Source organism: Sphingobacterium nematocida (assembly GCF_900168125.1).
In the GTDB taxonomy this organism is placed as follows: domain Bacteria; phylum Bacteroidota; class Bacteroidia; order Sphingobacteriales; family Sphingobacteriaceae; genus Sphingobacterium; species Sphingobacterium nematocida.
In genome coordinates, this window is record NZ_FUZF01000002.1 from 376,213 (window position 1) to 395,387 (window position 19,175).

Sequence of the window (19,175 nt, forward strand, 5' to 3'; positions counted from 1 at the left end):
TTAATGTATAATTATATTTTCTAACTACTTACAATATGGTTCTTATTGTACTAAAAGCATTTTGTAGACTGTGATCTCTAACTTCAAATAGGAAATATTTTTTAAGATAATAGAGAAGCAACTTGATTTTTTGAACGCGGGAATATTTAAAAATTTCAATAATCAAGTACAAATCATCAAGTGTTTTTTGTTTTAAACTTTTTGCTTTTAACATGCTCCAGATGCCTCCCGAATGCTTTCTATAGCAGCACATTATTTCGGGTAAAACATAGATTTTCTTTCCAGAAGTAAATGTTAAATAAAGTTTAAGAAATCTGTCTGGCGCATTAAATTTAAAAAACCAATCTGTTGAGTAAATTTCTCTAATTTCGGGCGTATTTCTGAAAAGAATTGTATTGAGTACTGTTTCAAAATCATTATCGAATAATATATCCTCAAACGAATAGATTATTGGTTTTGGATTTAAATTCATATAATATATTTCATTATTTTCTTTAATCCTTTTCGAATAATGACAACACATTATATACTCCTGATTTTGTTCTAAAAAATCAACTTGTTTTTGCAATTTTAAAGGGTCAGTCCAATAATCATCTCCGTCGCATTGGGTTAAATATTTGCCTTTTACCTCTTTATTCAGTCTTACTGCGTTCTTATGGACACCCACGTTAGATTCTGAAGTAATTAATTTTATTTTATCAGGATGTTTTAGCACATATTCTTCTACAATTTTTCTGGTATTATCGGTAGAACAATCTTCTCCGATAAGAATCTCAAATTTAAAAGATGTTTGTTGCATCAAGTAGCCCTCAATAGCCTGTGCTATATACTTCTCATGATTGTAAGTTACACAGCAGATGCTAACCATCACTTCTGTTTCTATACTTTTCATAGCTGGTTTACTTTTTTTCATGACCATTTATGACTTTTTCTATTCGATTGGCAATCAATTCTCCAAAGCCTTTTTGTGTATTAATGGTTTTCACAGGGTATTTCTGTGCTCTCAATAATATACGTGAAATCATATCCAGATCGGGGATGGTGAGTGTATCATACAGAGGCAGGCAAACAATTCTCTTTACCACAGAATCGCAAACGGGCATTCTTTTACGGCTTACAAACGGTAATGTAGCCAAAGAAGGAAAAAAATACCTTCTGCAATATACACCCGCCAATTCAAGTTTGACAATACAATCATGCATCAGTTCTTCTGAATCGAAAAGAATTGGACAGTAGGCGTAGTTGTAATCGGGAGCAGAATCAATGAACTGAAATTTAACTTTTAACTTTTTCAGGTTCTCTCGGTAATGCAGAGACAAAGATCTTCTCTTTTCGAGAATGGCATCAATATGTCCTAGATTACACAACCCCATAGCTGCATGAAATTCCGAATTTTTTGCATTTATACCTGCCAGCGCAAGGGTATCGGGACCGCTGTATCCAAAATTTCGCATAAATGCCATTTTCTCTAACAATTCTGGTTTTTTAGTAAAAACCGCTCCACCTTCTATCGTGTGAAACAATTTAGTGGCGTGAAAGCTTGTAGTACTAATGTCTCCATATTCAAAAACTGATCTGTTTTTATATTTTGTTCCGAAACAATGCGCAGCATCATATATCACCTTTAAACCATGTTTATCAGCAATACTTTGTATTGCATCAATATTACATGGGTTGCCATAAACATGGGTTGCCAATATCGCGGAGGTTTTAGGGGTAATTGCAGCTTCGATTTTATTGGGATCAATATTGAACGTATCCGGATCGATATCCACATATACTGGTTTGCAGCCCTGCCATAAAATACTATTTGTCGTAGCAACAAAAGAGAATGGAGTTGTAATAACTTCTCCTTTCAATTCCAATGCTCTAATAGCCATTTGGAGAGCAATAGTACCATTGGATACATATAATAAATAATCTAGATTTAGATACTGTTTGAGTTTAAGTTCCAAATCATTAACCAGAGGGCCGTTATTGGTTAACCATTGGCGGTCCCAAATACTTTTTACATAGTTTTCAAATTCCTCTACTCTAGGAAGAAATGGCTTAGTTACTGGTATCATCTTTTTAGAATTAATTGTTTAAAATCTATTATTGCCGTAAGGTTTATAAGATTGCTGATACTTAAATAAGTAAGAGCGTAAAACACCGCACTTATGATAATCCGTGTCAAATTGTTAATATTAAAAGAATCCACTAAGAAAGAATCAAGAAGATAAGTTGAAATACCAATAAAGACAGATAAGATTATGGTGGGTAAAATATCAAATATCTGTTCTTTGACCGGATAGTTAATCATCTTTCCACTATAGATTGTGTTGATGTAAAATCCAATAAAATTAAAGGATAATTGAAAATATAACAGGCCGTAAATACCGAATGGTATTACACTCAAAATGCCTATTACACTTAGTACTTTTTTAATAACCTCCAGCTTTAAAAACAAATCGCTCCGACCTTTTACCTTTAAAATATTCAAATTATACGCATGAAGGGGCTGCATTACACCAGCAATACAAAGTATTTGAAAATAAGGTACTGCTGGCAACCATTTATCGGTTAATAAAAAACTAAAAAGAGGTTGAGCTGCGGCACTCATAAAAATCAGTATGGGAGCATTCCAAAAAATAACCTGCTGCATCACTTTTTTGTTTACCCTTTTCAATTGCACATTATTATGGGATATTTCTGAAAACATCGGATAGGTGACTTTATTGACAGCTGCTGAAATATTTGCTGTTGGTAGCTGACTGATAGAATCGGCCCGTGAATAATATCCTAGTTGAGTAGCAGAGTAAAATTTACCTATAATAAGTGTATATATATTCTGGTAAAGGGTGTCAAGTATTCCCGATAGGGTCATTTTATAACCAAAATAAAAATGACGGTTAAAACTTGTTTTATCAAATATCAAAGCTGGACGCCAGTCTGAATATATCCAATGAAGTATGGTAGACAAAAATGTGGTAAATAAACTCATCCATACCAGACTCCAAACGCCATATCCGGTTTTAGCAAGGATAATTCCTAAAATTCCCCCAGCTAAAGAGGACGGTATTTGTATGTTTGTTTGTGTTTTAAACCTCATCTCTTTTACAAGACGGGTGTTTTGTACACCAAAGAAAGCATTTAAGATAAATATCAGACTATAAACACGAATGATACCTGTAAGAACTTGCTGATGGTAAAACGATGAAATAAGAGGGGCGCAAAAATATAATATAAAATAAAGTATTGTGCTTCCTATCAAATTAAAATAAAAAACGGTAGAAAAATCTTTTTGATCTGCATCGGTCGTCCGTATAAGCGAAGAAGTAAGACCACTGTCTAGTAATGTATTTCCGATGGATATAAATACCGATAACATGGCTATTAACCCAAATTCTGCCGGAGTTAAAATGCGAGCAAGCACTATGGTTATAAAAAAACTAATTAGTTTAGAACCAAATTGCTGACCTACTGACCATATTACGCCAGAGATGGTCTTTTCCTTTAAAGTCATTTGTTATAAGCGTGCACTTACCATGGTATTTGGTAAGACTGATTTGATGTCGTAAACGACCGTATTTTCTTTGCAAAGCTTTGTAAGGTCGAGGTGTTTAAATTCCTGATGAGCAACGGCTATTAAAATTGCATCATATTGTCTCTTTTTCGACTCCCCGTTCTGACAAATCACACCATACTCTTGTTTAACTTGATCTGAATTGGCCCAAGGATCGTGAATGCAGACCTTTACTTTATATTCTTCTAACCTCCTAACTATGTCGATTACCTTTGTATTCCTTACATCAGGACAATTTTCCTTAAAAGTAAATCCTAAAACCAACACATCTGCATCTATGATATGCGTGCCGTTATAGATCATTTGTTTAATAAGCTGATCTGCTACATAAGCTCCCATTCCATCGTTTACGCGGCGCCCAGCTAAAATAATTTCAGGATGATAACCAACTTCCTGTGCTTTTTGTGCAAGGTAATATGGATCAACACCTATACAATGCCCACCGACTAAACCGGGTCTGAAATTCAGGAAATTCCACTTTGTACCTGCAGCAGTAAGCACTTCAGTGGTATCTATACCCAGTCTGTTAAAAATCATCGCTAATTCATTAACAAATGCAATGTTGATGTCTCTTTGTGCATTTTCTATGATCTTTGCTGCTTCTGCGACTTTTATTGATGAGGCTTTGTGTGTGCCTGCCCCAATTACAGATCTATAAAGATTATCAATTGTAGTCGCCGTTTCTGGTGTAGAGCCCGAAGTTATTTTTAGTATATTGGCAACTGTATGTTCTTTATCTCCAGGATTGATCCGTTCTGGCGAATACCCTACAAAAAAATCTTCGTTATAAATTAACCCTGATTTTTCTACTAAAATAGGTACACATTCATCTTCTGTTACACCGGGATATACAGTGGATTCATAAACGACAATATCACCTTTTTTTAATACACCTGCTACTAGCGCACTTGCTTTTATTAATGGCGTTAAATCTGGTCTATTATTCTTATCAACAGGTGTCGGGACGGTGACTATAAAAACTTGACAAGAATTTAATTTGTCTTTTTCGCTCGTGCAATACAATCCATTTGGATCTGTACAGTCAAAAGTTAGCACTTTTTTAAGTTCTTCTTCGCTGACCTCTAAAGTGCCATCTTTACCTTCGTTAAGTTCATCCACTCTTCGTTGGAGAATATCAAAACCAATAACTTTATGCTTTTTGGCAAACTCTACTGCGAGTGGAAGTCCAACATACCCAAGACCAATTACGGCTATTCTTGTGGGTTCTATCTTGTGCATAATGCTGTGTTTAAAGGTGAAGCTTTTACAAGATGATTAATCTCAATACAGGTTACCAATGCACATTCTATATGGTCAAGCGACATTAGTACTGTTTTTCCTTGTACTTTGATTATTTTACCTTCGTGATTATAGAATAAGCCACTTCTAATTCTTACTCTATCACCAGGCGAAAGATCATTTAGGTTAATTATTTCAAGGTTATTATATGTCTTCACCAGTTCCTTCAGCTGTTCAATTTCTGACTCCCTTATCACAGCTGGTTTCCCCATAAAATAGATGTAGTTAATTACACCAAGCGTATATCTAACCTTTGTAAGATCTCTATCATCTATTTTAACAAAAACATAACCGGTAAAAAGTGGTACACTAACCTTCTTTTTTCTATCCGCCCATTGGTTTTCGGTAGTTCTTAAGGGACAGAAAGTCTCAACCCCTTGTTCTTGCAATAGCCTATCAACCTTTTTTTCCCAACGGGGACGTACATAAATAACCAACCAGTTTTTTTCAAGTTTTCTTTTGTAATTTAATCCCATTTCCATTGTTAGATTCATTAAGAGGAAGTAAAAAAATGTGTTGTTTTATTAGACCCAATAGAATTTTCCGGACAATATGTAATTCCTGGTTTGCTACTTTGGGGTGCAGGGCTTCGCCATATCACTTACAGTGATGAGGGTGTGTTTTTGTAAAGTAATTAGACAAAGGGTAAATTAGAGGCGGCTAAAATAATTATTTAAAGATCATTTATTTCAAGTCAGGTGCAGCGTAAGTTTATTTATATAATGGTTATTGTTTTAATATTGCAATAGATCTATTTTCTTCTTTTAAGAAGAATGTTAGTTTGGCATGGCATATCCGTAGCCCCCATAACCGTACTTTTGGTTCTTTTCTCTTTTAGCATCGTTAAATACTACCATAAGATTTTTAAGCTTATTTTCGTCGTTAATATCTTTCAGTATAGCTAATTGATAGTTATTTGTGTAGTTATATCTTACCAGATAAATACTCACATCTACATAAGGTGCTAAACTGAAAGCATCAGCTACTTGTCCAACTGGAGATGTATCTAAAATAATATAGTCAAAGCGTTTTTTTAGTTCGCTTAGGAGTTCATCAACTCTAGGGCTCATTATCATTTCTGCTGGATTTTTTGGGATTTCTGAACACCCAATTACACTGACATTATCTGATAATAGACTGGGTTGGATAATATCATCTACAGAAATATATTCATCATCAAGATAATCTGTAATTCCTAGCGTTGATGATAAGTTTAACTTTTTTAATAGTACGGGTCTCCTTAAATCAAATTCTACAATAACTACTTTTTTACTAAGCATTCCTAATGTAGTCGCCAAATTGATGCTAAAAAATGTCTTTCCTTCCCCTTTCATACTGGATGTAACCAATATCACTTTATGACGTTGATTTGTCATAAAGCTTAAATTCATTCGTATGTACCTAAATAGTTCGGAAATAGTGGAGCGATGGTCTGTTTGAAAAACATTGGTACCTTTATCTAGATTGTGGGAAAGTTCGCCTAGCAATTTTGCACCTGTTAGCTCAATGGTTCTGGCATCCCTAACTTTATTGTTGAAAAATCCTCTAACATAAATAAACCCTGCAGGTATTAAGCATCCGAAGACTAGGCCACATAAATAAAGCATTTGTGCTTTTGGAGCAATAGGTGCCGTATTATAAGCGGGTCTATCTATAACTTGTGATGTAGGTACAGTTGTAGACAATGATAATGCTGTTTCTTCACGTTTTTGCAACAAGTAATGGTATAAGCCAGTTTTCACACTTTGCTCTCTACTTCTTTCCAAAAGTCCTCTTTCTATTGTAGGGACAGATTTGCTTTTACTATAGAATTGTGAATAATTTTTTTGCAAATTGTTTTTCTGAATATTAAACCCACTTTTAATTGACTTTAAGTTTTCCAGAATATTGCTTTTTAAACTTGATAATTGATCATTCAAATTTAAAACAAGAGGATTTTCAACATTAGCTGTACGAAGCATTCTGTTTCTTTCTAACTGTAAATCATTAAACTTTCCAATCATCACATTTAGTACAGGATCTTCTATTCCCATGGCGCTTGGCGCTAAACTGCCTTGTGCCTGATTGCTTTGAAAATAACCTTCGATAGATTTTACCAGGCCGAGCTTTATAACTGATTCTGCTAACAATTGATTGTATTCAACCGACCTTGTTGCATTTAATTGTGCATCTATGCCTAAATCGGTCACTTGATTTTGTTGTTTGAAGTTCTCTACATCTTGTTCCGCTCCAGCTAAGTCGTTTATTAAGTATTTTAATCTGTTATCTATAAACTTAATTGTATTTTGAGCGATAATATTTTTATTGTTTACATTATTAATATTATAGTTTTCAATAAGATTTGTTAAAATATCTAATCCCCGTTGCGGAATATTATCGTTCAAACTAATTACAATAGTATTAGCATCTTTAACTACAGGAACTATATTCAACCTAGCTAAGCTGTATGATTCTGTCAGTTTATACAGATCTTGAAAATGAATATTTATTTTCCCATATTCATTTTTGAAAGCAGGCCCTTTCTTTATGTGTATTGTATAGTTTTTATTTTTGATAGGTTGATTATAATTTGCAATCAAATTAATATTACTATCTGTTAAACGAAATTGGTTGTCGTTAATAGATGTAATTTCTATAGATCTGGAATAAGCCCCTTTTTTTAATTCCTGCACTTCTACTTTAATAGGTAATGTATTACCGTATAACTCTATTGTTTTAAAACCTGCTTTTTGAAAGTATGATGTCTCCAGATTCAAATCTTTTAAAACTTTAGATATCAGGTCTCTTGATCTGAAAATTTCAGTTTCATTTTCAACTGTTTTAGTGGTTTGGAACATGTTCAAATCGCTAAAAGCAGTGCCGTTAGACATAGAAGCACCCTCTTTATCATCTTGTACTAATAATGTGCTGCTAATTTTATAAACAGGAGGTGTTATGAACAAGAAGCCATAAACGAATGCTATTGCTATCGTAATGCTAATTAAAAAATAGGGCCAATTTTTGGTAAACCTTTTCAAAGCCTCTGCAAAATCTTTAGGGCCGTTTAAGTTCTTTTCTGCAAACATGATCTTATTCCTTAAGTAATTAATTTCTTAAAATGGCTGAAATCAGGACAGCTACTGCCGATATAGAAGCGATAACAATAGGCATAATTCTCGTGCTAGGGCTATACTCTATAGCTTTAGATTTATCCGGCTCCACATAAACTATATCGTTTTGCATCAGATTAAAAAAGCGATCATTAAGAACATCTTGTTGGTTTAAATTCAACCTTTTCATTGTTCTTTTTCCATTTTGCTCTCTAATAACTAATACGTTTTCTCGTTTACCATAAACCGTCATATCGCCTGCCATACCAAGCGCCTCTAATAAATTAATATGATCACCAGGTATGGTAAAGCTCGAGGGTTTATTTACTTCTCCGATTACAGTAATCTTAAAATTTAAAAGTTGTACTTCAACCATTGGTTCTTTAACATATTTAGCTAGTTTTTCTATTAACACATCTTGGGTTTGTGTTATAGTCAAGCCTTCCACTTTAATATTTCCTATTACGGGCATAGTAATCATTCCGTCTTTAGCAACTCTATAGCCTGTCGGTCCTTCATAAGTACCTGTTGGTGCATTTTGGCGATTGATCGTAAATAACGTGTTTGATTCCGGGTTAAGACTATTTATATTTATCCTCAAGAGATCGTTTTGTTGTATTTTTATTGGTTCATCTTGTATGGTTTCCTCGTCGCTTTGCTGAGCTAAATTGCTGAAATAAGCCAAGTCTCTTTTTTGCGCACATGAGCAAAAAGTGAGAATATATATAATAATTAGCAGGTGTTTTGTTTTCATGATTTTATATCTTAAAATGTGAAAAACTTCTTTACAACTAAGTTATGTATAAAACTATCAATAATTTATGCAGCAAATTACTTTGTATTTAAAGTGTATAAATGGTATACAGGTTTTACAAAAATTTACGATTTTGTTAAACAGATTTAACAGGAGGTGTAAAAAAAGTGAATTACCATATGTACAATAATTGGTTGTATTTAATATGTTGTGAATATAATTTTTATTGTATATCGATTTGAGAAAAGTTGTAAAACGGCAGATATGCATTTCTCAGTTTAAACATTTGATTTCTTTACAGTTTTAGACAACAGCTAATCAAAAGAAAAATGCATATAGCAGATAGAATGGGTGAGGAGCTCGTAAGGTGTTGAGTAGCCTTAATGGTGAGGAATATAAAGACGGGTACAAATCGCGCATAATACCCAAAAGACGAACATAACTAAGCTTTAAACTTGAGCTTAGTACATATGAGCTAAAATATCTAAAAGGATATGGAGGTATATTATGAACGAATATGCTGAATCAAAAAAATTATTTAGGTTGTTGAGAGTGATTTTGGTTTAATAGACACTCGTTGTATTTTTCTAATAGAAGTATATATTTTCTTATCCAATAGTCAATCTTCTCATTTTCTGTGAATTGGTTTTGGAAAGGATGATTTTCTAATTTAGTATCTGAATTGGAGCAAAAAACTTCAGGAAAATCAGAAGAAAAATCATAATTAATATGAGAGCCAATTCTTACTAATATATCAAAAGGTAAAGTATCATGCTCAAACCAATTGTATAACGTACACCTGCTAATCTTCATATATCTGGCCAACTTACTTATATTATGACCTTGCTTTCTAATAATAGACTCTACAATACTACCAGCATGTTTTTGCGAAGAATATTTTAAGGCAGCTCTGTTGCTTTCGTTATTTAAACCAATTTTAAAAAAATCAATCCCCGATTTGATAGCGCTCATAATTCTCTTAATTTTTAGTTCATAATTAATTTTCATTTAAATTTCCTTCAAATGTTTTATATGCGAAATGATGCTTGTCAATATTTATAGTGACGATGGTCACATATTTTAATTTCGGTTTTGTCGCTGAAACGCTACACTTTTTAAGAAAAAATTGGCGCGAAGTAGAATTAGAAGTAGATTTATGAATGATCTGCTATAGGTATTGACAAAATGAAAAATATTTTAATTATCGAAAATGATCCGGATTTACTGGGTAAATATTCGGATATATTAAGAAATTCAGGGTATGAAGTAACAGCAGCATTTAATAGCGAAATAGGGATTAACCTAGCAATAAGTAAACTCCCTAGTTTAATATTATGCAATACTGTGTTGTCAAATATAGATGGTTTTGGAGTATTATCTATATTGTCAAAAAATCCATCCACTACTAAAATACCCTTTGTCTTTTTGAACGCATTATCGACTCCAGATATTGTAAAAAAAGGAATAGCTTGTGGCGCTGATGATTTTGTTACCAAGCCATTTCAGGGCGATCAGCTTGTTAGATCTGTAGAAGCTCGAATTAACAAGAATAAGAATCAGAATTGGACATCATTGCCGATTAGCGAGACGATTAACAATCATCCCCATAATGGCAAAGGCCTGGAAAAACTGTTCGATCTTATTTCTCAATGCAAAATACGGCATATCAAAAAGAAACAAACGTTGTATTACGAAAGCGATCATTCGCAATGGCTTTATCTATTGGTCGAAGGTTGTATTAAGACATTGAAACTAACACACGATGGACGACAAATGATTACAGGGTTGTATAAGCCCAAAAGTTTTATTGGTTTGGATACTTTGTTACTAGATGATCCTTGGCTTGAAAGTGCCGAAGCTACTCAGAATTCATCTCTTTATTTTATATCTAAAAGTGCGATTATTGATTTATTAAACGAACATGTTGAACTTAATCAACACTTTATTAAAATATTATCAGCCAATTTACACGAAAAAGAAGATCAACTCATAGAGCTTGCTTATGAGTCTGTGAGAAAAAGACTTGCACAAGTATTGGTTCGGTTAAATAAGGATGCGGTCCCAATAGACCAAATAGATATTTGTAGGGATGAGCTTGCTGGACTTGCTGGTATTGCTACAGAAACCGTTAGTAGAATACTTACCGATTTTAAAGAAAGGGGGTTGATAGAAAGAAATGGAAGTCAAATCCAGATTAAGGATCTTTACGGTTTAATAAAGATGAAAAGCTAAATAAGCTTTTTGTTGCCCTTTCTTTACAACAATTATAAGTAACCTTCTCGAAAAATGCCTGTGTAAGACAATCTCGATTGATCTTGAAAAGTGTATACCACCAAATTATATGTAAAGCATATTTTACGTTAACGATCAGTATTTTGACTGATAGCCGTCATTGTATCTGTACTATTCTAAAAGTAATTTTGGCGAAAAATGATGGAAATGTATGGAAAAAATTCTGGTAGCTACAGATCTTTCGGCTCGCTCTACTTCAGCGATTCAGTTTGCCTATAAATTGTCGCAATTAAAAGGTGCGACGTTGATTATTGTGCATGTTTATCATCTTTTGAAACCCAAAAGCTGGCGACCTCATCGGTTTGAAAATTACCGCCAAGTCAGAAGAGAATTTATATTAACTAAGTTAAACAAGTTTTTAGATCGAATTTTTAGTAGCATAGAAGCACCTGCCGTTAATTTTGAGATAGACCTTCAGATGAATCCAAATATAGTGACCACTATTTTGAGATGTGTGGCCAAGCATAAATGTACCTGTATATGCCATGGTATTCAGGGGAGAGGGAGATTGAAAAAGACGATTGGTGCCTCGGCAAATAAAATAATTGCGAAATCGCCAGTTCCCGTAATTAGTGTGCCCAGTTTTTATAAGACAAAAACTATAGATAGTATTTGTTACGCTTCAGATATGAATAATTATCAAAAGGAAATCAAGAAGATCGTAGAGTTTGTAAAAATACTTAATGTTGAAATTAAGTTGTTGCATGTTGTCTTTCCACGAGAAATTATGCTTAAAGCTACACTTTTAGAAGCGCGGTTGTTCAAAAGGGTAGGAGTTGTGGTTAAGGTTAAATATGCTCTCAGAACCTCTGCGAACACTTTAATTGAAGATATTGATCTAGCGATTAGAAAAATAAGACCGTCCCTAGTCGTTTTTTTTATAAATAAATCTAAACACTATTTAAACTCCATACTTTATTCCTCAACGACAGAGGAATTGGCTCTCTTTAGAAAAATCCCGATATTAACTTATAAAAAGTAAATAATCCCCAAGAGTTTCAATCTAATATATACAGGTGTCATTAAAGTTGGAACGGTTCTTTAATGGTTTTTCTGTAACTATATCATAGACTTAATATGCTTCTTAGCAAAATAAGGTTCTATTTGCAATAGTTCTATTTGAAACTTTTTAAATGATTGACCTTTTTGATTACATGGTCAGTATTTGTAAGGCTTTTGCAGTATGAAAATGATATCAAATAGGTGTTTTTTTTCGATTTATAATAAAAAACATGATTGTTACACTTGTAATGTATTGTTTTTTAGGTGTTTGTGTTTTTGTGTTGGTTGTTGTGACAATTAGGAGACTTTTCATTCTTTTTTTGATTTCAAAAAGTTCTACATTTGCCAGTGTTAAATATAAATTAAAAAGATATGAAAAAATTTTTACTTACATTAACTGCTGTTGCAGGTTTGACTGCTGCTTCTCAAGCGCAAGAGTTTGGTTTTGAAAAAGGTAACTTCATCGTAGAAGGTAATCTTGCTACAAACAATACAAATGACAAAGGTACTAAAGCTAAAACTTCTGTATTGAACTTCAACCCTAAAGCAGGTTACTTCGTGACTGATAAAATTGCTGTTGGAGTTGACTTCGGTTTTGGTCAAGACAAAAAAACTACTTACGCAGGTGATATCAAAACTGTTGCTACAAACAAGAACTTTGGTGTTGGTGCTTTTGGTCGTTACTACTTCTTAGAAGTTGGTTCACGTTTCAAAACTTACACAGAAGTAGGTGTTGGTTACACTAACGAAAAATTAGGTGAGACTAAAGTTGGTGATGTTAAAACTGACGCGGTTAAATTCAATGGATTTGGTGCTAATGCAGGTATTGGTGCTAACTTCTTCTTGACTGAGAAAATCGCTGTTAACTTTGCTTTTGCTGATGTTGTTTCTTTCAACTCACGTAAAGCTGATGTAGATGGTGCTAAAGCTGAGACTGAATTCAATACTAACGTAAATGTTTTCAATAACTTCTTTAACACTGCTAAATTTGGTTTGACTTTCAAATTCTAATTTGAATAGAAGTTCAAAAAATAGAAAGCCTCACATTTTGTGAGGCTTTTTTGTTATTTATGGATTTGTGGACCAGAGGGAAGCCGATTTTAACATCGCTCTACGGGGCAATTTTAAGTTGGCCACGATTAGCTCGGCAAAGTCCTCAGGTTGTAATACGGTCTCAGGGTTCCCGTCCGTCAAATTCAATTCCTTGGACATATCCGATGCAATCGTACTGGGCATCAAAGTACAAACCCGTATATTGTTCTTACGTACTTCACGCATTAATGAGTCCGAGAAGCCAATAACTCCAAATTTGGACGCGCTATAGGCTGAAGTTGTGGCTGCACCATTTAGACCAGCGGTAGACGATACATTGATAATATCACCTTCATTTTTTTCTATAAGCTGCGGAAGTACTGCTTTGGTGACATAGTAGGTGCCCAACAGGTTCGTTTCGACAATTTCTTTCCAGGTCTTTGGGTCCATGTCCAATACGGATCCAAAAGCAGCTACACCGGCATTATTTACTAAAATGTCAAACGTTCCAAAGTCCGTTGTTAATTTTTCGATGGATGAGATTACACTGTCAAAATCTGCTACATCAAAAATCGCATAGGTAGCTTTTATCCCTAGTTCGGATAGTTCGGATACAGTTTCTTTCAATAAAGACTCATTTCTACCTGTGATAGCAATATTGATGCCTTCTTTAGCAAAAGCCAGTGCGGTTGCTTTACCTAAGCCTCTGCCGCCACCAGTTATTAAAGCATTTTTTCCTTTTAAGTTCTCCATATACAAAGCTACTTATTAAAAACAAAAAAGCCTTCTTGTTAGAGAAGGCTTTTCTTTTTCAGTAACTGAAATCTATCACACTTTGATTTCAACTTCAACACCTGAAGGTAATTCTAATTTCATCAATGCATCAACAGTTTTAGAGTTTGATGAATAGATGTCTAACAATCTCTTGTAAGAACATAATTGGAATTGCTCACGTGCTTTTTTGTTAACGTGTGGTGAACGTAATACCGTGTAGATTTTTTTCTCAGTAGGCAATGGAATAGGTCCACTAACAACTGCACCTGTAGGTTTTACCGTTTTTACGATTTTCTCAGCTGATTTGTCAACTAAATTGTAATCGTAAGATTTCAATTTGATTCTGATTCTTTGGCTCATTTTTTATTGTTTTAAAGATGACCGCTGATTAGAGCTATTCGCAACCAGCGGTCGGTTTGTTTTTATCTTAACTATTCTTCGATAGCTTTGATTTTACCTTTAGATTTTGCAATCACATCGTCTTGTACGTTACGAGGTGCTTCTGCATAGTGATCAAACTCCATAGTAGAAGTTGCACGACCTGAAGTAATCGTACGCAATTGCGTTACATAACCAAACATCTCAGAAAGAGGAACGATAGCTTTGATTACTTGAGCGCCATTACGCGTATCAAGACCTTGCATCTGACCACGACGACGGTTTAAGTCACCCATTACATCACCCATGTTTTCTTCAGGTGTCAATACTTCTACCTTCATGATTGGCTCCATTAATGTTGGAGAACATTTAGGTAGTCCTTGACGGTAAGCCATTTTCGCTGCCAATTCGAATGACAAAGCATCTGAATCGACTGCGTGGAATGAACCATCAATCAAACGAACTTTCATGCCTGATAGAGGGAAACCAGCTAAAACACCATTTTTCAATGACATCTCAAATCCTTTTTGAACTGAAGGAATGTATTCTTTAGGAATAGCACCACCTACGATTTCATTTACGAATTGAAGCGCAGATTTTGAAGTGTCATAATCTTCATCAATTGGAGAGATAACAACTTTGATATCCGCAAATTTACCACGACCACCTGATTGTTTTTTGTAAACTTCACGGTGCTCTGTACTACCTTTGATAGACTCTTTGTAAGCAACTTGAGGCGCGCCTTGGTTTACTTCAACTTTGAACTCACGACGTAAACGGTCGATCAAGATATCTAAGTGAAGCTCACCCATACCAGAGATTACAGTTTGACCAGTCTCTTCGTCTGTTTTTACTACGAATGTAGGATCTTCCTCTGCTAGTTTACCAAGACCAATACCTAATTTATCAATATCAGCTTGAGTTTTAGGCTCAATAGCTAAACCGATAACCGGCTCTGGGAATTGCATTGACTCAAGAACGATAGGGTTTTTCTCGTCACATAGTGTATCACCAGTTTTGATGTCTTTGAAACCAACAACAGCACCAATATCACCAGCTCCGATACGCTCGATAGGATTTTGCTTATTAGCATGCATTTGGAAGATACGAGAAATACGTTCTCTGTTTCCTGAACGTGTATTCAACACGTAAGAACCTGCTTCTAACACACCTGAATAAGCGCGTACAAAACATAAACGGCCTACGAATGGGTCAGTAGCGATTTTGAAACCTAATGCTGCGAATGGTTCTGCTTCAGATGGTTTACGCTCGATTTCTTCACCAGTGTTAGGGTTAGTACCTTTTACCGCTTCGATATCAAGAGGTGAAGGCAATAATTCCATTACTAAGTCAAGCATAGTCTGTACACCTTTGTTCTTGAAAGATGAACCACATACCATAGGGACGATAGCGTTATCCAATACCGCTGCACGTAGAGCATTCAAGATCTCACGCTCAGTCAATGAGTTTGGATCTTCAAAGAATTTCTCCATCAAAGACTCATCATAAGAAGCTACTGCTTCTAATAATTTCTCACGGTACTCAGCTACTTCATCCAACATATCTGCAGGAATTGGAACTTCTGTAAAAGTCATGCCTTTATCAGCTTCATTCCACACCATACCACGGTTGTTGATTAAGTCAACTACACCTTCGAAATCATCTTCAGCACCGATAGGTAATTGTAAAGCAACAGCATTAGATCCTAACATGGATTTTACTTGACCAACAACTTTTAAGAAGTCGGCACCTGAACGGTCCATTTTGTTTACAAATCCAATACGAGGTACTTTATAGCCATCTGCTAATCTCCAGTTAGTTTCTGATTGAGGTTCAACACCATCAACAGCAGAGAACAAGAAAACTAGTCCATCTAGTACACGTAATGAACGGTTTACCTCAACCGTGAAATCCACGTGTCCTGGTGTATCGATTACGTTTACTTGATATTTATTGTTACGGTAGTTCCAGAATACAGTTACAGCTGCAGAAGTGATCGTGATACCACGTTCTTGCTCTTGCGCCATCCAGTCAGTCGTAGCCGAACCCTCGTGTGTCTCTCCCAATTTGTGGTTTACACCAGAGTAGAATAAGATACGCTCTGTGGTGGTAGTTTTACCAGCATCGATGTGAGCAGCGATACCGATATTTCTAACTAATTTTAAATCTTTTGCCATATTAATTTTGCAGTTTGCCCTTAGGAGGCTTTTGTTTGTTTTAACAGTTTAAATAAGTACACCGATCCCGATAACGATTTAACTCTATTATCAAAGATCGGTGTAATCATATTTGTTTTGTCGTTTTCAAAATTAGAATCTGAAGTGTGAGAACGCTTTGTTAGCCTCAGCCATTTTATGCGTATCTTCTTTCTTCTTAACAGCAGCACCTTCACCTTTAGAAGCTGAAATGATCTCTCCTGCTAATTTTTCGAACATAGTTTTCTCACCGCGTTTGCGAGCGTAAGAAATTAACCATTTCATACCTAAAGCGATTTTACGCTCAGGACGTACTTCCATAGGAACTTGGAAGTTGGCACCACCAACACGACGAGATTTAACCTCTACTGCAGGCATTACGTTGTTTAAAGCTTTTTTCCAAGCTTCCAACCCGTTCTCTTGTGTTTTTTGTTCTACTAATTCTACTGCATCGTAAAAAATAGAGTAAGCGATAGATTTTTTACCGTCAAACATCATATTGTTTACAAAACGTGTTACCTGAACGTCGTTAAACTTTGGATCAGGTAAAATGATTCTCTTTTTTGGTTTTGATTTTCTCATTTTTCTTTCCTCCGTTTAATTATTTCTTTTTGCCTTTTGCTGGAGCTGCAGCTACTTGTCCTGGTTTAGGACGCTTAGTTCCATACTTAGAACGACGTTGGTTACGACCTGCTACACCTGAAGTATCTAATGCACCACGGATGATGTGGTAACGTACACCTGGTAAATCCTTAACACGACCACCACGGATCAATACGATCGAGTGCTCTTGTAAGTTGTGACCTTCTCCAGGGATGTAAGCGTTAACCTCTTTACCGTTTGTTAAACGTACACGAGCTACTTTACGCATTGCTGAGTTTGGTTTTTTAGGGGTAGTAGTATATACACGTGTACATACACCTCTTCGCTGTGGACATGAGTCCAACGCTGGTGACTTACTCTTGTCTACCAGAGCTACTCTACCTTTTCTAACTAATTGTTGAATAGTAGGCATTTACCTTTTTTTGTTTTTTAATTTGTAAAAATTAATTTTTTAAAGTCTGCAAAGATATAAAGAATATTTTGAACTCTAAATAGTTAGCTTTAAAATCTTTCAAAGATTTTGTTCACACAATTAGCTTTTGGAAATAGATAGAGTGGGCGACGAAGCTTAATTAGTCAATTGGATCGTTAGGTTTTGTAATCTCATACATGCAGCGTGTATCCTGACTTAATATATGTTGGACTCTTTTTATTTTATAGGCAGGACCCAATAGTTTTTCAAAGTTTTGTAGTTCAGCTCGACAGAATCCCTGGCATGCGCTTGCAGCAGCGCAAATAGGGCAATGCTTTTCTATGAAATAGTACGCGCTTTCTTCTTTTTTCCATTCAGCCATATATCCCTCTTCAGAACGAAGCTGAGTTAACTCATTCAGCTTGTCTTCTAATGTTTCAAGATGGAGGATGGTCTGTGCATACCGCGTATACATTTTGTGTTCACGATCAGTGATCAAAAGATCTAAGGCATTTTCACCCAGAAGAGTCTGTATTGCATGTAATAGATCAACAGTCACCTGAGCGTGTGTATCTGGAAATCGAGAAAGGCCTTTCTCGGTCAGCGAATAATAAGTTGTAGGTCTGCCTACACCTTCACTCTTCTGTATTAGAGATACCAAGCCCGCCAAAGAGAGATTCTGAAGGTGTTGACGTGCACCTTCCTTCGTAATTTGCAGTTCAGCGGCAAGCAACGTTAGAGAGGCCTTTCCATGCATTTTAAGGATCATAAGGATGCGATCAACATTCTCTTTTTTCATTCTACTTCGGATGTTTAGGTCCAAAGATAAGCCTAATTTTTTGAAGATGTTAAGTAAGCCTCTTAATAAAACAAGTTTTTGCTTGTTTTATTAAGAGGCTTTTCTCAGTTTTGTATTATGGAATATAGACGATTTTTTGATTTTATTCATTACGACTATTACATCATTCGGATGGTACTAGGACTTTGAATGTAAGTTAATACACAGCGAATTAACAATGATAATAGAATGGATATGGAAGATGTTTTTATAAACAAAGTGCATTTATCTGGAATTGTAACGGTCGATCTAGTCGATTATGAACCCAAAGAGGAAATTTTCTTTCTCGATATCAAAGATTTTCTTTTTATGGGGCTTATTATAAAGGAAAAAGAGTTTAAGGAAGCATTGTCTGCTTTTAATTGGGCTTCGTTAAAGGGAAAGGCAGTAGCTGTCGGCTGTAGTGAAGATACGATTATTCCTACTTGGGTATATTTTATGTTTGCCGAGCGGCTTCACGGTATAGCTATGCGTATAGACTACAGATCCGTTGATGAGGTTAAAAATTTAATATGGAAAGATAAAATCATGAAAGCCGATTTTACACATTTGAAAGACAAGAAAGTAGTGGTCAAAGCGAATCCTGTTATTAATGCGGATCTCTTTATGGCAGTGGTAGAAAAGTTACGCCCCCTAGTCGTAACTTTGATGTATGGAGAAGCTGGGATGCCGAAGGTTATTTATAAAAGATAGATGCAGTTTCGTAATGTTATCATTCTAAGAGATGCCCTGTTAGCATCGAGTTCTATTTACGATCTGATACGTAGACTACTCTTTGGGTCGCTTTTCTCACTACTATGTTTTTCGTGTTCGACTATAAACTATTGCAAGTTATTACCAGAGGTAATACAAAATAAGCAAAAGGATGAACTCTATTTATTAGGATAAATTTTGTGTGATGTACAGTTTAATTATATATTTACTCCCTTAATAATATAATTC

Annotated in this window: 18 protein-coding genes; 4 read left to right on the forward strand and 14 right to left on the reverse strand. The window is 35.0% G+C overall.

What is annotated here, in order from left to right; genetic code table 11:
* Nucleotides 1-28 precede the first annotated feature (28 nt).
* The 8 genes from B5X76_RS03895 to B5X76_RS03930 all read right to left on the reverse strand — a co-directional run bounded on the left by B5X76_RS03895 (nucleotide 29) and on the right by B5X76_RS03930 (nucleotide 9,679).
* Nucleotides 29-913 carry a glycosyltransferase gene (locus tag B5X76_RS03895; RefSeq protein WP_245800934.1) on the reverse strand — a complete coding sequence of 295 codons (885 nt, stop codon included), beginning with the start codon at nucleotides 911-913 and terminating at the stop codon, nucleotides 29-31.
* Nucleotides 900-2,066 carry a DegT/DnrJ/EryC1/StrS family aminotransferase gene (locus B5X76_RS03900; protein ID WP_079641402.1) on the reverse strand — a complete coding sequence of 389 codons (1,167 nt, stop codon included), beginning with the start codon at nucleotides 2,064-2,066 and terminating at the stop codon, nucleotides 900-902. The genes B5X76_RS03895 and B5X76_RS03900 overlap by 14 nt, the downstream gene beginning before the upstream one ends.
* A complete protein-coding gene (locus tag B5X76_RS03905; protein WP_079641404.1) occupies nucleotides 2,063-3,505 on the reverse strand; it encodes a lipopolysaccharide biosynthesis protein in 1,443 nt (480 codons plus the stop codon). Before B5X76_RS03905 ends, B5X76_RS03900 begins: the two co-directional genes overlap by 4 nt.
* Nucleotides 3,506-3,508: 3 nt before the next feature.
* Nucleotides 3,509-4,804 (reverse strand): nucleotide sugar dehydrogenase, encoded by a 1,296-nt coding sequence (locus B5X76_RS03910; protein ID WP_079641406.1) that lies wholly within the window; start codon nucleotides 4,802-4,804, stop codon nucleotides 3,509-3,511.
* A complete protein-coding gene (locus B5X76_RS03915) occupies nucleotides 4,792-5,346 on the reverse strand; it encodes a UpxY family transcription antiterminator (RefSeq protein ID WP_139375192.1) in 555 nt (184 codons plus the stop codon). The genes B5X76_RS03910 and B5X76_RS03915 overlap by 13 nt, the downstream gene beginning before the upstream one ends.
* A gap of 294 nt (nucleotides 5,347-5,640) precedes the next feature.
* The gene (locus tag B5X76_RS03920; RefSeq protein WP_079641410.1) at nucleotides 5,641-7,929 is read right to left on the reverse strand and encodes a GumC family protein; all 2,289 of its coding nucleotides are present in this window, start codon (nucleotides 7,927-7,929) and stop codon (nucleotides 5,641-5,643) included.
* Between the two features lie 19 nt (nucleotides 7,930-7,948).
* The gene (locus B5X76_RS03925) at nucleotides 7,949-8,707 is read right to left on the reverse strand and encodes a polysaccharide biosynthesis/export family protein (protein ID WP_079641412.1); all 759 of its coding nucleotides are present in this window, start codon (nucleotides 8,705-8,707) and stop codon (nucleotides 7,949-7,951) included.
* 534 nt (nucleotides 8,708-9,241) lie between these two features.
* Complete coding sequence (locus tag B5X76_RS03930) at nucleotides 9,242-9,679, reverse strand: helix-turn-helix domain-containing protein (protein WP_139375193.1); 438 nt, start codon at nucleotides 9,677-9,679, stop codon at nucleotides 9,242-9,244.
* A gap of 213 nt (nucleotides 9,680-9,892) precedes the next feature.
* Here B5X76_RS03930 and B5X76_RS03935 point away from each other — a divergent pair, with 213 nt between their 5' ends.
* The 3 genes from B5X76_RS03935 to B5X76_RS03945 all read left to right on the forward strand — a co-directional run bounded on the left by B5X76_RS03935 (nucleotide 9,893) and on the right by B5X76_RS03945 (nucleotide 13,012).
* On the forward strand, nucleotides 9,893-10,939 hold the full coding sequence (locus tag B5X76_RS03935; protein ID WP_079641416.1) for a response regulator: 1,047 nt from the start codon (nucleotides 9,893-9,895) through the stop codon (nucleotides 10,937-10,939).
* 211 nt (nucleotides 10,940-11,150) lie between these two features.
* Nucleotides 11,151-11,981, forward strand: coding sequence for a universal stress protein (locus tag B5X76_RS03940; RefSeq protein WP_079641417.1), 831 nt, complete (start codon nucleotides 11,151-11,153; stop codon nucleotides 11,979-11,981).
* Nucleotides 11,982-12,373: 392 nt separating this feature from the next.
* A complete protein-coding gene (locus tag B5X76_RS03945) occupies nucleotides 12,374-13,012 on the forward strand; it encodes an outer membrane beta-barrel protein (RefSeq protein WP_079641418.1) in 639 nt (212 codons plus the stop codon).
* A gap of 57 nt (nucleotides 13,013-13,069) precedes the next feature.
* Here B5X76_RS03945 and B5X76_RS03950 read toward each other — a convergent pair whose 3' ends face one another.
* The 6 genes from B5X76_RS03950 to B5X76_RS03975 all read right to left on the reverse strand — a co-directional run bounded on the left by B5X76_RS03950 (nucleotide 13,070) and on the right by B5X76_RS03975 (nucleotide 18,218).
* Nucleotides 13,070-13,786 (reverse strand): 3-ketoacyl-ACP reductase, encoded by a 717-nt coding sequence (locus B5X76_RS03950; protein WP_079641419.1) that lies wholly within the window; start codon nucleotides 13,784-13,786, stop codon nucleotides 13,070-13,072.
* A 75-nt stretch (nucleotides 13,787-13,861) separates the two neighbouring features.
* The gene (gene rpsJ, locus B5X76_RS03955) at nucleotides 13,862-14,167 is read right to left on the reverse strand and encodes a 30S ribosomal protein S10 (RefSeq protein WP_013667229.1); all 306 of its coding nucleotides are present in this window, start codon (nucleotides 14,165-14,167) and stop codon (nucleotides 13,862-13,864) included.
* 71 nt (nucleotides 14,168-14,238) lie between these two features.
* Entirely contained in the window at nucleotides 14,239-16,362 is a 2,124-nt protein-coding gene (fusA, locus tag B5X76_RS03960; protein ID WP_079641420.1) for an elongation factor G, read from the reverse strand.
* Nucleotides 16,363-16,494: 132 nt separating this feature from the next.
* On the reverse strand, nucleotides 16,495-16,962 hold the full coding sequence (gene rpsG / locus B5X76_RS03965) for a 30S ribosomal protein S7 (protein WP_022829265.1): 468 nt from the start codon (nucleotides 16,960-16,962) through the stop codon (nucleotides 16,495-16,497).
* A gap of 19 nt (nucleotides 16,963-16,981) precedes the next feature.
* Nucleotides 16,982-17,395: a 30S ribosomal protein S12 gene (gene rpsL / locus B5X76_RS03970; RefSeq protein WP_079641421.1), complete on the reverse strand. Its 414-nt coding sequence runs from the start codon at nucleotides 17,393-17,395 to the stop codon at nucleotides 16,982-16,984.
* Nucleotides 17,396-17,555: 160 nt separating this feature from the next.
* A complete protein-coding gene (locus B5X76_RS03975; protein WP_217699618.1) occupies nucleotides 17,556-18,218 on the reverse strand; it encodes a helix-turn-helix transcriptional regulator in 663 nt (220 codons plus the stop codon).
* A 204-nt stretch (nucleotides 18,219-18,422) separates the two neighbouring features.
* Between B5X76_RS03975 and B5X76_RS03980 the strand changes: the two genes are divergently transcribed.
* Nucleotides 18,423-18,926, forward strand: a complete 504-nt coding sequence (locus B5X76_RS03980) for a DUF2480 family protein (RefSeq protein ID WP_079641425.1) — start codon at nucleotides 18,423-18,425, stop codon at nucleotides 18,924-18,926.
* Nucleotides 18,927-19,175 lie beyond the last annotated feature (249 nt).